We start from the raw sequence: 12,722 nt of genomic DNA on the forward strand, positions 1-12,722 counted from the left end.
GCATTTTCACGAGAGTCTGTTATAATGTGCACAAATAGGTTTTCGCGAGAGGTTATATGCTGGACATTCGCAGAATTGCGATCTTCCTGTGCGCCGTTGAGGAGCGAAGTTTCTCCGGAGCGGCGAAGCGCCTCAAGATGAGCCAGCCCGCCGTCAGCCTCCAGATTCAGGCGCTGGAGCAGCAGTTAGGCCTGAATCTGTTCTACCGCACGGGGCGCGCGGTCGTGCTGACCGAAGCAGGGCGCGCCCTGGTGCCCCTAGCCCGCCAGATGATGGGCCTCTCCAATCACATTGAGGAGACCATGTGCGCGTTGCGGGGCAAACTGGTGGGCCAACTCGTCATCGGCTGCGCGGCCACCCCTGCGCAGTACATCCTCCCCAGGCTCATCCTCCTGTTCAAGCAGCAGCACCCCGAGGTCATCATCCACATGCAAACGATGGACGCCGAGGTGGCCCTGCAGCGCGTGCTGGACCAGGAGGTTCACATGGGCGTGGTGGCCTACGAGCCCCACCATCGCGACCTGTACGTGCGCGAGTTCATGGAGGACGAGACGGTGCTCTTGGTGCCGGCTGGCCATCCCTGGGCCGACCGCCCACGCGTGTCGCTCCGCGAACTGGCCGAGCCTGGCATCATGCTCGTGCGCGAGCACGGCCACCCGCCGTCCGACCCCGTATGGCGCGCGCTGGAAAGGGCCCTGGGCGCGCCCGAGAAGGTACAGGCCATCGTGGACATCGGCTGCACCGAATCGGCCATCTCGGCCGTGGAGGCGAATATGGGCGTCGCGATTCTGTCCAAATTCGCCGCGCGCCTGGCCGAGAAGCGAGGCCGTTCACGCATGGTGCCGTTCGCCGAGGGGCCATTCAAGCGCACGCTGTACTTCTTCAGCAACACCCAGAACCCCGAGGTCTGCGCGCGGGTCGGATTCTGCGACTTCGTGCATACCCCAGAGGCGATGGCGCTGGTGGAGGAATGGATCGCCTGACGACGCGGGCGGTGAAAAGGGAGGGGCCAACCCCTCCTTTCTTGCCCGCCGCGCCGTTTTGGATGGAAGCGCGGATACACATATAATACGCGTTCGCGTGCGGCACCGTCGGCCCGCGCCCAGCAAGAACAAGGCGACATCACAAGGAGGTGAGATGACAGCCTTCGCGGACATCCAGGAGGCGATGCAGTTCGTCCAACACAACGGGATTCGCCTCGTGGATCTGAAATTCGCCGATTTATGGGGGCAGTGGCGGCATGTAACCATCTCGGCGCGGGAGTTCAACGAGCGCCTGATGCAGGACGGCGTCGGGTTTGATGGCTCCAGCGTGGGGTTCAAGCGCGTGGAAGCGGGCGACATGGTGCTGGTGCCCGACCTGGCGACCGGCTGGGTGGATCCGTTCTGCGAGACCCCGACGCTGAGTTTCATCTGCCGCATCGTGGACGCGACAACGCGCGAGGACTTCCGGTGGGATCCGCGCAGCATCGCCGCCAAGGCCGAGGCGTACCTCAAGCAAACGGGCATCGCGGACGAAAGCCGCTGGGGGCCTGAACTGGAGTTCTACGTCTTTGACCGCGTGGCGATTCACAACGAACCCCATCGCAGCGGGTTTGAGATAGACGCCGAGGAGGCGCACTGGCGCACGGGCGAAGCCGGCCTCGGGCTGGGACTCCCGAAGCATGGGGGATACCATGTCGCGCCGCCGCAAGATGCGCTCAACGACCTGCGCTCGGAGGTCAGCGTGCTCCTGGAGGAGGCCGGTGTGCCGGTCAAGTACCACCACCACGAGGTCGGTGGCGCGGGGCAGTGTGAGGTTGAGGTGCCGATGGACGGCCTGGTGCGGAGCGGCGATGTCGTGATGATGGTCAAGTACTTTGTCCGCAACGTGGCGCGCAGGCGCGGCAAGACCGTAACGTTTATGCCCAAACCGCTGGTGGGCGAAGCCGGCAACGGCATGCACTTTCACCAACATCTGTTCAAGGGCGGGCGACCGTTGTTCTACGACGAGCGCGGCTACGCCGGCTTGAGCCGACTGGCGCTTTCGTATGTGGCCGGGCTGCTGAGCCACGGGGCGGCGCTATCAGGGCTGGTCAACCCCAGCAGCAACTCGTATCGGCGGCTGACGCCCGGGTACGAGGCACCCGTCTCGCTGTTCTTCTCGCTGGGCAACCGCAGCGCGGCCATCCGCGTGCCAGAGTACGCCACCACGCCCGAGACCAAGCGCATTGAGTATCGCCCGCCCGACGCCACGTGCAACGTGTACCTGGCCCTGGCCGCGCAACTCATGGCGGGCATCCGCGGCATCCGCCGGAATCTAGACCCGAGCGCCGAGGGGTTCGGCCCCTACGAGGACAATTTCTTCGCGCTCACCGGCGAGGAGAAAGCGAGAATCCGCGCGCTCCCTGCCAGCCTGGAGGAGGCGCTGGACGCGCTGGATGCGGAGCACGACTTCCTGCTGGAAGGGGACGTATTCCCGGAGGACTTGATCGCGTTCTGGACACGACACAAGCGCGAGACCGACGTGCGGGAGATCCAAAAACGTCCGCATCCATACGAAATGGTGCTATACTACAATACGTGAGGCAGCGACGCCGAAGCAGACGCTTCGGCGTTTTTGTGAGAGCGGCATGAGCAAGATACTCCGACTGCCGGCCGGGATAGATCCGCATGTGCACCTGCGCGACCCGGGCGGCACCCACAAGGAAACGTTTCGGACAGGGACGGCGGCGGCGTTGGCCGGCGGATACGCCTGCGTGCTGGATATGCCCAACAACCGGCCACCCGTAACCAGCCTGAAGACCCTCGCCGCAAAGGAGCGGGCCGCCGCCAAGGCCGTCTGCGACTACGGATTCTGGTGGGGTGCCACAAGGAAGAATGCCAAACTGGCGCCCGAAGCGGCGCAGCGGTGCGTGGGCATGAAGGTGTACATGAACCACACCTTCGGCCCGCTGCTCGTGGAAGACATAACAACGCTGACACGGCAGTTTCAGGCGTGGCCTGCCGACCGCCCCATCGCCGTGCACGCCGAAGGCCCGGCCATGCTCGTGGCCATGATGCTGGCCCGGCTCTGCGAGCGATGGGTGCATGTATGCCACGTGTCCGAGGCGTGGCAGATCTCGTGGATACGGGAGGTCAAAGAGCAGGGCTCTCGCATAACCTGCGAGGTAACGCCGCACCACCTGTTCCTGACCAAGGACGACGCGCGGGCGCTGGGCAGCCTGGGCAAGATGCGCCCGCCCCTGGGCACGGCCGCCGACCGTCAGGCGCTGTGGGACAACCTGGACGTGATAGACATGCTGGCCACCGACCACGCGCCGCATACACTGGAAGAGAAGCGCGGCCCCAAACCGCCGCCTGGCGTGCCTGGGCTGGAAACGGCGCTCCCGCTCATGCTCACCGCCGTCGCCGAGGGGCGGCTGACGCTGGAGCGGCTGGTGGAGTTGTACCACGATGCGCCGGCGCGCCTGTTCGGGATCCCTACGTCGCCCGAGTCGTTCGTCGTGGTGGAGACCGACGTGCGCGCCACCATCCGCGGCGACATCCTGCAAACCAAATGCCACTGGACGCCGTTTGAGGGCATGGAGGTCGGGGCGCGCGTGCTGGAGACCTGGGTGCGCGGCGTGCAAGCCTGGGATGGCGGCCGCGTGCGCGTCCCGCCGGGGTTCGGCCAGCGGGTAGCGCCGCAGCAGAACACGAGTTAGCGGTACAGGAGGTGTTCACCGCCGAGCGTGCCGAGGGCGCAGAGGAAGACAAAGTCCAATCCTCTGCAGTCTCCGTGCGTTCCGCGGTGAAACACCAGCGAACAGTGAACTCATAAGTTTGTGAGGAGGAAGGATATGGCTCCAAAACCGATCAAGGGGGTCAACCCGTTCAAAGGGCAGGACATTCTGTCCGTCAAGCAGTTTGACCGCGAGAACCTGCGCTACCTCTTCGGATTGGCCGAGGAGATGCGTATCATCGTGGAGCGGGTCGGCCACTCCAACCTGCTGCAGGGCAAGGTGATGGCGTCGCTTTTCTACGAGCCGAGCACCCGTACCAGTTCGTCGTTCATCGCCGCCATGTCGCGGTTGGGCGGCGCGGTCATCCCCATCAACGAGGTGGTGTACTCGTCCGTAACCAAAGGCGAGTCGCTGCCCGACACCGTGCGCACGCTGGAATCCTACGCCGATGTCATCGTCCTGCGGCATCCGGAAGTCGGCTCCGCGGCCGTTGCCGCGCACTACTGCGAGAAGCCCATCATCAACGCAGGCGACGGGGTGGGCGAACACCCCACGCAGGCGCTTCTGGACTTGTTCACCATTGAGGAAGACCACAATCGCGTGGACGGCTTGGCGGTGGCGATGGTCGGCGACCTGAAGTACGGCCGCACGGTGCATTCCCTGACCCGCCTGCTCAGCCTGTACAACGTCAAGTTCTACTTCGTCTCGCCCGACATCCTACGCATGCCGCCGGAACTGATTGAGGAAGTGAAGCAAAAGGGCCTGGAGTACGAGGAACTGGAAGACGTGTCGCAGGTGATTGACAAGGCCGACGTGCTCTACGTAACCCGCGTGCAGAAAGAGCGGTTCACCGACCTGGCCCAGTACGACATGGTCAAGGATTACTACGTCATCACGCCGGAAGTGATGAAACGCGCCAAGCAGACCATGACCGTGATGCACCCCCTGCCGCGCGTGGGCGAGATCAGTTACGCGGTGGACGCCGACCCGCGCGCGTCGTACTTCCGCCAGATGAAGAACGGCATGTACGTGCGCATGGCGCTGCTCACGGCTGTCCTGGGGCGGGCGTAGTCCGCGCCCGAATCGCAGGGGCGATGACCGTGGGTCCGCAAGACCGATTTGACAGCGTCGCGCCGCACTACGACAGGATCTTTGAGCGCTTGGAGCGCCGCATCATGCGCCCGTGGCGCAGCCGCGTTTGGGCGGAAGTCGCGGGCTGCAACGTGCTGGAGGTGGGCGTGGGCACGGGGTTTAACGCGCCTTACTACGCGCCGGCGCTCCGCGTTACGGCGGTGGACGTGAGCATGAAGATGCTCCTGCGCACGCGGGAGAAACTGGCGGCCCGCGGTGCGCACGTCCCCGCCCTGGCCCAGATGGACGTCCAGCACCTGGCCTTCGCCGACGGCGCGTTTGACTGCGCGGTGGCGACGCTGGTCTTCTGCGGCGTGCCCGATCCCATCCAGGGGCTGCGGGAGTTGGCGCGGGTCGTGCGGCCGGGCGGGCGCATCGTCCTGCTGGAGCACATGCGCGCCACGTCGCAGGGAATCGCCAGGGCCATGGACGCGCTGAACCCGCTGGCGTGGAAGATCATCGGCGAGGACATCAACCGCGATACGGTGGCCAACGTCCGGGCCGCGGGGCTGCGCGTGGTCAAGGATGAGAGCCTCTGGGCATGGGGCATCGTGCGGCTGATCGTGGCGGAAAGACCGTAATGCAAGGCCAACCGCGCAGGGCCGGCTCCCACGTCTGGCCCCTGCCTCCGGTGATGGAAAGCCGCCCCACAAACTTGTTGGCTACTCGCCTCTGCCCGGCGGCTATGGAAAGCCGCCCTACGGGGCTACATCTATTTCATCCGTGTGGATTCGTGTTATTCGCGGTTACAACTCCTAGGGCAGGTTCCCACGCCTGCCCGATTCGCTACCTCACCCCCTCGTTCCCCCTCTCCGCTGGCGGCGATGGGAAGCCGAAGGCCGGGGTGAGGTTTCGGCGCCGATGGAAAGCCGCCCTACGAACAATTCTCCATTCGCGTGGATTCGTGTTATTCGTGGATAGCGAGCGTAGGGGCAGGTCTCAAACCTGCCCCTACGAAGATGTGCCCCATGGAGACCTGGCGCCTCAGTGCCTTGCGCGGGCGCTACGGCGACTTCAGGTATGCCGCCCGCCGAATGTCCTGGATTTCCACCGAGAACTGGATTTCAGGGCCCGCGCCCGTCGCCGCGTAGTGCGACTTCAGCACGTCCATCACCGCCGCGAGCATCGCCTGCTTCAGTTCATCCGGCCGCCCCTCAAACATGCGGATGTCCAGGTGGACGAACGCCTGGTCTTCGCGGCCCTCGGCGATGCGGTAGGCGTCCAGGCGATAGGCGCGGCTCTTGAAGTTGGCCATCGGAATGCCGCCTACCCTGGACAGCGCCCCTTGCAGATCCGCGAACATGGCCTGGAAGTCCACCTTCTGCGTGATGTTCGCCGTGTACTCAAGTCGGAGATGTGGCATTGCGTCCTCCTGTCAGCGTAGAACTTCGGGCTGCATTCTAGCCGATGAAAAGCCCGATGGCAAGCAGCACGGGCGTCAGGATATTGATGAGCACATTCTGACCCAAGGCCGGCCCCAACTTCGGCAGGTCGTCGGCGTAGCGGTACGCGGCGCGGCCCGCCTGCACCGCCAGGGGCACGGTCAGCAGGCCCAGCAGCGCCCATGCGGGCAGCAGCCCCAGGACGACACCCGCGATGATGGACAGGTAGGCCGCCGCGTTGAAGGCGTTGTAGATGATGCTGCTCTTGCGCCTGCCGATGAGGATGGGATAGTGGCGGCGGCCCACACTGCGGTCGGCCTCCACGTCGGGGAACTGATTGAGCAGCAGCAGGTTGTTGACCAGGAAGAACGGCACCAGCGAGGCGACAAATGCCGTCCACGTGTATTCGCCCGTCAGGACGAAATGCGTCCCCATGACGATGAGCGTTCCAAATCCCAGGCCGGGCGAGATGAGGCAGAGCACGGGATTGTAGGTGAACCACGGGGTGTAGGCGACGATCACCAGCAACCCCAGCAGGCCCAGGGGCACGATGGCCCAGCCCCACACGGACAGGAAGTAGATGCCGATGAGGCCGACGATGGCCGCGGTAACGATGGCGGTCGCCAGCGCCTGGGGCGCCAGTTCGGGGTGCGCCTGCAGGGTGCCGCTCCCGCCGCTAAAGGGCGTGCGCACCGTGCGGAAGTCCACGCCGCTCTTGAAATCAAAGTACTCGTTGAAGGCGTTGACGCTGATGTGGGCGCAGAGCGCGCCCAGGAATGCCAGCACCGCGTGCCAGGGATTCACCGCGCCCCTGGACCAGACCGCGGTGCCCAGGCCCGCGACCGTGCATGCTGGCGCAAGGATGAGGAATGGCACACGCATGGGTCCCAGCAGCAGTTTCACCTTGCTCATACTCTTCCTCCGACAAAGGTTTGAGGTTCCTGCGCAGGGTACAACACGATGCGGCGCGCGGGGTTGCGGAAACGGGAAAGGCACGGAGATGCCAGCCCTCAAGTGACTAGAAGTGCCATCGCGTTGAGGCAAGCGAGCCAAGACCGCATAGCAGCCCAAGCCTCGGTTTCATCAGTCAACGGCGTTTCCACATGCGCAATGCGCGTATTCCGGAATGTATTGACCTCTTCCAAGCGGCGATAGAGTTCGCCAAAGGCTGGCGAGGAGAACACTCGCTCCACCACTTCCCAGACTCCCCCCACGCCCTTGCGTCCAGTTTGTGCATAGTCTATGCAGAATAGCAAGGTTCCCAATCTCTGGATTGACCGGCCGTACACCAGATTGTCTCTCAGATAGCGCTGGTTCTTCTGCAGCAGTGCACGGTCTCGGTTAAGAAGAACTCGGTCCAGGTCTGGTTCAAAGAAGTCCGACACCTCCTTCGGTTTGGCAGGAATAGCCGGTCTCACGTATTTCTCCAGAATTCGCAAAGCGTATTCATCCAGCGGGCCCAACAGCGGCTGGAACGCGTGGGCCAGTGTCGGGTGTCTTGAGCGGATGGCGTGATCCAACAATAGCACGGCCTGACGCATCAGAACTTCAATATCAGGCGGCGGCTGGACGATACCCGCGTCGCCTAGAACGCGCTGGAACAACGCCTCGGCTTGCGACTTGGCCTCGGCTTCCTCCAGGGGCAAGGCCAATTGTTGGGTCTTCCACTCGTCCAGGAGCGCTTTCAGTGCGGGAGCACAGGCACGCGCAAGTTCCTCGACGGTGGCGGCTGCGCCTTGCTGGAAGAGGTGATAAGGCACGTAGAGATAATGCCAGCGAACATCCTTGCCGGATGCGGTCTTGCACCATTCCACAGCGGCGCTGGCTTTGAGCGGGACGAGTTCGTCTTGCCGGCCCTTGAGCTCCACAAGATAATGATCGCCGTTGACTGCACGCACGAAAAAGTCCGGCACATAGAGCGCGCGCTGGCCATCCGGCTTGAGGTAGTCAATCATCAGTTTCTGCGGCCCTGCATTCTTGGCAAAGGCAACTACGTCCTGGGCTGTCTCCAAGAAGTCGGTGAAGGCCTGCTCGAAGTCGTTCTCACACGGTACGAGGTTGAAGATGGTTTTGTTTGCCGCAAGAGCCGGACGCTCATCGGTGCTCGTGGCCTGGTAGGGCTTCCAATCTGAGATGGGCCGCCCGCGGCTGATCCGTCGTCGCTTTTCCTGGCGCACTGTCCGTTGCAAGATGAGCGGCGTAAAGGTAGCGCGAATGTGTTCCATCACATCCAGGTCGCGCATGCGGTGGTCAACCTCACCGCCGTACAGGTTGACCGGTCGCTCGAAGAGCACCTGGGTAATGAAACGCTCGATCAGTGGCGCAAGGGCCTGATGCGCGTTGCTGATGCGGCAAGCGCGGCCCAGCATCCGGGCAAAATAGGCCGGCGCCGACCAGGCGTTGTTGAGCAGCCCGGCATCCAGCTTCATCATGGCGACGATTTCGTCGGTGAACAGGTGGCGCTCTTTGTACTCGATCGGCCCTTCTTTTTTCTTCCCGATGGGCAAAGGCTGAAAGTTCGCCCGAAAGTACCCCTCCACTTCTTCAAAGGTCAGCCCCTGCAATTCGCTGGTCGTCTCAACGGCATCCGAGACAAGCGGCAGTTCAATGTCCAGCGCCTGTACATCCTTGTTTTCGTGGTCAACAAAGATGGTAACCGTCTGTTTGAACACCTCGCGCACGGGCAGAACGGCAATGTCCAGCCCTTCTTGTGCCAGTTCGTCCTCGTATAACTTGCGAAAGGCCGGGTGCTCAATGACCGTAACCATCTCCGGCGTTTCGCCCAGGGGGAACATGCGGCGCAGACCGCGGCCCAGAGTCTGTTCGGGCAATATCCCGGATTTGGCCGAGTAGGGGCGCAGGGGCACTATGGTAGTGACGTTGCGCACGTCCCAGCCTTCGCGCAGCATCATCACCGAAACCACGCAACGGAACTTGCTGTCGGGGCTGTCCAGATCGCGCGACATCTCGCGCAGTTCACGCAGGTCCTCCGGCTTCATCGCATTCTCGTTTTCCACGAATTCCTTGAAGGTGCGACCGCCGCGGGTGACGGTTTTGATGCGCCCTGTCAGGCGCGTATGGATGTTGAGCACGCGCCCCTTCAGCAAAGGGAAGGCGTCGCTATCCAGATAGTCAGCAATTTCGTTGGCCGCCCTGGCATCCTCGGTCATCACGAATAGAATCGGTTTGCGCACCTTGTGCAGCTCTTCGTAGCTCTTTTTGTAACGCTCGTAGCCGAGCCGCAGGTGCACGGCGTAGCGCACGTGGGCTGGCGTCTTCTTATCGCCGCGCACGATCAGCTCATCCGACTCACCCAAAACCGGCACTTTGACGATGCCGGCATCCACTGCCTCGCCCAGGGGAAAGTCCACCACGATGTGGCGAAATAGCGAACCATCGTTGTGCTTGGGCGTGGCGGTGAAATCCAGTTGCAGGCACAGGCCGGCGTTGCCCCGCTGTCGGCTTTCCTCATGGAGGGCATCAATGGCGCGGTTCCAGGCCAGGTCCGGGTCGTGCAGGTGATGAGCTTCGTCGTTCAGCACTATCAGCCGCGGATGGGCGATGATACGCCGGCGCAGGTCCTCGCCGGTATCCAGCGCCCGCCCACGCACCACCTTCGGCCCAAAGATGGCAGAAATGGCATCATCGGGTTCCCCATCCCGGTTGTTCCGGCTGGGGTACAGGCGATGGATGTTGGTCAGGTAAATGGCGCCGGTGGTGGTCGCGCCGCCCGGCTCGTCCTGCAAAACCACCTGCATCTGAAAGTCGGGTCGCCACTCATCGGGGATGAGAGGGTCTTGGTAAAAGATGGCGCAGTTCTCAAAGTCGTCCTTCAGGCGCTCGTACACCGTCAGGTTGGGGGCGATGACCACAAAGTGCCGAGCCAGGTCGGAGTTTGGCTCGTACAGGCTGTGAAAGTAACTCCAGACGATGGCCAGCGTCATGATCTTGGTCTTGCCCGCGCCGGTAGCGATCTTGGCGCAGTATTTCGCCCAGCGGTCCTGCTCCGTGGGTATGCCCAGCGCCAAGTCGGCCAACTGATTGTCGCCGAATTCAAAGAGCAGTTCGGCCACGTTGCGCACGCGGCGCACTTCGTAAAGGTAGATGAAGGTCTCAACGGCCTCGCGCTGCGCCCAGTGATAGCGGAATGGGTAGCTGCTTTGGACTGCGGAAGTCATGCTTCCGTAGTCGCTTTGGACTGCGGAAGTCCGACTTCCGCAATCCAGGTGCTCGTTGTGGAACCAGTGATGGAGCAGCGTGCGCGAGGTCTCGCTGGCGCCCGGATAATCGGCCCGACGCCAGGCATCTACCTGGGCGCGGATGGCGCGCACCAGGGGCACTTCGCTGGGCCGCCGCCCTGGCGCGATGATCGCCGGCTGGCCACGCTGCGGGTTGGGCAGCCGATGCAGGGTCGGCTCTTCCCAAGGCTTGAAGAGCGGCTCCAGGGCGGAGGCGTTTTCACGGGTAACTTGGAAAGGCATGGCTCCTCTCCTTTGGATTGCTGAAGCCATGCTTCAGCAATCCAAACATGCTTCAGCAATCCAAGTCGAGCACATTCACGCGATCGTAAGGGAAACAACCCACTTTATCGCGAAAGTCCTGTGGCGCGTTGGCTTTGAACCAGGCGGCAGAGCAGAATGGGTACTGCTCGGCGACGGTAACAAGGCCATGTTTGACGGGATTGTTGTGCACATAGTTCAGACGGGCATAATAACTCTTTTCGTAGGTCAAGCAAGTGTCCCAATATTGGAACCAAACACGCCGGCCCGGAGTATGGTCCATTTCGTTAACAAGGCGCGCCGACTGGGAATGCAGGCGCTGGATCAGCCGTTTCAGCGTTGTTCCATCTTTGGGAGAGCGGGCAACAAAGTGGTAGTGATTGCTGAAGAGCGCCCAGGCCTGGAGTTCCCAACCATAGGCCAGCATGACTTCAAAAAGCGTATTCTGGAGTTGGCGGAGTTTGTCGGGCGTATCAAAGATGCGCTGCTTATACAAGGTAGAGGCTGTAACGATATAAAAGGCATCCGGTACGAAAAGATGCAGCGGGCCATGAGGCCATGTGCCGATTTCAATCTCGCCGGTCATGAAGTTCCCCTTTGGACTTCGGAAGCCTGGCCTCCGAAGTCCACCTGGCTTCCGCAGTCGACATCTAGCACTATGGTGGTATCCACGCCGAAGACGTCAATCACCTTGACGGCAATCTGATGCTTGCCGGGGGTTTCATAGCGCCAGCCGATGTCGGTGCGGGTCCTGAGGGAGCGGTCCTTGCGCGTGCGGAAGTCCTGCCAGTGATGCTCAAAGGGCTTGTCGGGCGAGTAGTCAAAGTCCACCGCCCAGAAGTCAATGAAATCAAAAGGCGATTTGACGGCGCGCTCGCGCAGGGCTTCAATCTCTTTCTCCGGCGCTTCGGCCAGGGCAGGCATGAAGTGCACCAGTTCCACATCCACCGCTTTGGATTGCTGAAGCGTGGCTTTTTTGGATTGCTGAAGCCACGCTTCAGCATTCCATACAACTTTGGCTTCCAGCACGCCAGCCTCAAAGAACTGCACCTCGGTGCGGTTGGGCTCCATGATCTCGCGCGGGATGTACTTCAGGCGAATGGTAAGATCGTATTCGGCTTCCAGGGCCTCTTTTTTGCGCCCCAGTTCCATCTCAAACTCCCATGCCAGGCAGTGCAGTTCGCGCCCGCCGGCGGCGCGGGCGGCCTCGGCCACGGCGCGCAGTTCGTCGTAGGTGAAGATGCTGTCAATCTGGGCCACGTGGACGTAGGCCGCGCCCTTCTTGCCGTGCAGCAAACTGTTTGGACTGCTGGAGCCTGGGGTTGTGCTGGAGCCTGGCTCCAGCACTCCAAAAGGGGCGGCTTTGTAGAAGCGCAGGACGACGCGGCGGTGCTCCTCATCGGCGCCCTTCAGTCGCTCCAGTTGCCACCACTGACGCTCGTAGCGCCCCAGGTTGTAGACATCAAAGGAGCGGTAGGGCTTGCCCTGCTCGTGCAGTTCGCGCTGGACCTGAATGAGGCGCTTGCGGGAGACGTGGATGGCGTAGCGGCCCAAATCCGCGCCGATCCAGCGGCGGCCCAGTTTTTCGGCCACCGCCAACGTGGTGCCGGAGCCGCAGAAGAAATCGGCCACCAGGTCGCCTTCGTTGGAGGAAGCGCGGATGATGCGCTCCATCAGGGCTTCGGGTTTTTGGGTTGCATAATCAACTCTTTCTAACGACATTGAGTTAATAGGAGGAATATCAATCCAAATATCTTCTATAGGGTTACCCCAAGTCTCATCCAAGTATCTTTTCAAACGGGGCATCTTGCCCGTAGTAAAAACAATGCGGCCATCTCGTATTCCTTTGTCTATTTTCTCTTGAGACCAAATCCAGTGTTTGCCTGGAGGAGGTTCAAGCCAACCTCTATTTCCAAACCTTCTTGCAGGGCCCTGCCCCTTTTGTGTAAAGTCACATAACTGATACCTTCTACCTGTGCTTTCTTCAACGTATTTGTAATGAGTAAT

General features: G+C 62.0%; 10 protein-coding genes. 5 read left to right on the plus strand and 5 right to left on the minus strand.

The features are described from left to right. The first annotated feature begins 56 nt into the window (after nucleotides 1-56). From H5T65_12150 to H5T65_12170, 5 genes are all read left to right on the plus strand, one after another. A complete protein-coding gene (locus tag H5T65_12150; GenBank protein ID MBC7259987.1) occupies nucleotides 57-983 on the plus strand; it encodes a LysR family transcriptional regulator in 927 nt (308 codons plus the stop codon). A gap of 154 nt (nucleotides 984-1,137) precedes the next feature. After that, nucleotides 1,138-2,565 (plus strand): type I glutamate--ammonia ligase, encoded by a 1,428-nt coding sequence (glnA, locus tag H5T65_12155; GenBank protein MBC7259988.1) that lies wholly within the window; start codon nucleotides 1,138-1,140, stop codon nucleotides 2,563-2,565. Nucleotides 2,566-2,611: 46 nt separating this feature from the next. Further along, nucleotides 2,612-3,685, plus strand: coding sequence for an amidohydrolase family protein (locus H5T65_12160; protein MBC7259989.1), 1,074 nt, complete (start codon nucleotides 2,612-2,614; stop codon nucleotides 3,683-3,685). 135 nt (nucleotides 3,686-3,820) lie between these two features. Further along, entirely contained in the window at nucleotides 3,821-4,774 is a 954-nt protein-coding gene (pyrB, locus tag H5T65_12165; protein ID MBC7259990.1) for an aspartate carbamoyltransferase, read from the plus strand. A gap of 23 nt (nucleotides 4,775-4,797) precedes the next feature. Further along, nucleotides 4,798-5,415, plus strand: a complete 618-nt coding sequence (locus H5T65_12170; protein MBC7259991.1) for a class I SAM-dependent methyltransferase — start codon at nucleotides 4,798-4,800, stop codon at nucleotides 5,413-5,415. A 422-nt stretch (nucleotides 5,416-5,837) separates the two neighbouring features. Here H5T65_12170 and H5T65_12175 read toward each other — a convergent pair whose 3' ends face one another. From H5T65_12175 to H5T65_12195, 5 genes are all read right to left on the minus strand, one after another. Continuing rightward, nucleotides 5,838-6,197: a 5-carboxymethyl-2-hydroxymuconate Delta-isomerase gene (locus tag H5T65_12175; GenBank protein MBC7259992.1), complete on the minus strand. Its 360-nt coding sequence runs from the start codon at nucleotides 6,195-6,197 to the stop codon at nucleotides 5,838-5,840. A gap of 37 nt (nucleotides 6,198-6,234) precedes the next feature. Further along, nucleotides 6,235-7,098 carry a prenyltransferase gene (locus H5T65_12180; GenBank protein ID MBC7259993.1) on the minus strand — a complete coding sequence of 288 codons (864 nt, stop codon included), beginning with the start codon at nucleotides 7,096-7,098 and terminating at the stop codon, nucleotides 6,235-6,237. Between the two features lie 128 nt (nucleotides 7,099-7,226). Next, nucleotides 7,227-10,697 (minus strand): DEAD/DEAH box helicase family protein, encoded by a 3,471-nt coding sequence (locus H5T65_12185; protein ID MBC7259994.1) that lies wholly within the window; start codon nucleotides 10,695-10,697, stop codon nucleotides 7,227-7,229. Between the two features lie 52 nt (nucleotides 10,698-10,749). Beyond that, on the minus strand, nucleotides 10,750-11,301 hold the full coding sequence (locus H5T65_12190) for a transposase (protein MBC7259995.1): 552 nt from the start codon (nucleotides 11,299-11,301) through the stop codon (nucleotides 10,750-10,752). Further along, a partial coding sequence (locus H5T65_12195) for a site-specific DNA-methyltransferase (protein ID MBC7259996.1) occupies nucleotides 11,298-12,722 on the minus strand: 1,425 nt, incomplete at its 5' end. The genes H5T65_12190 and H5T65_12195, both read right to left, overlap by 4 nt.

Source organism: Chloroflexota bacterium (genome assembly GCA_014360805.1).
GTDB lineage: Bacteria > Chloroflexota > Anaerolineae > DTLA01 > DTLA01 > DTLA01.

Bases quoted from the DNA above. Each gene is read 5' to 3' on its own strand.
- H5T65_12150 (MBC7259987.1), top strand. From the start codon at position 57: ATGCTGGACATTCGCAGAATTGCGATCTTCCTGTGCGCCGTTGAGGAG.
- glnA (MBC7259988.1), top strand. From the start codon at position 1,138: ATGACAGCCTTCGCGGACATCCAGGAGGCGATGCAGTTCGTCCAACAC.
- H5T65_12160 (MBC7259989.1), top strand. From the start codon at position 2,612: ATGAGCAAGATACTCCGACTGCCGGCCGGGATAGATCCGCATGTGCAC.
- pyrB (MBC7259990.1), top strand. From the start codon at position 3,821: ATGGCTCCAAAACCGATCAAGGGGGTCAACCCGTTCAAAGGGCAGGAC.
- H5T65_12170 (MBC7259991.1), top strand. From the start codon at position 4,798: ATGACCGTGGGTCCGCAAGACCGATTTGACAGCGTCGCGCCGCACTAC.
- H5T65_12175 (MBC7259992.1), bottom strand. From the start codon at position 6,197: ATGCCACATCTCCGACTTGAGTACACGGCGAACATCACGCAGAAGGTG.
- H5T65_12180 (MBC7259993.1), bottom strand. From the start codon at position 7,098: ATGCGTGTGCCATTCCTCATCCTTGCGCCAGCATGCACGGTCGCGGGC.
- H5T65_12185 (MBC7259994.1), bottom strand. From the start codon at position 10,697: ATGCCTTTCCAAGTTACCCGTGAAAACGCCTCCGCCCTGGAGCCGCTC.
- H5T65_12190 (MBC7259995.1), bottom strand. From the start codon at position 11,301: ATGACCGGCGAGATTGAAATCGGCACATGGCCTCATGGCCCGCTGCAT.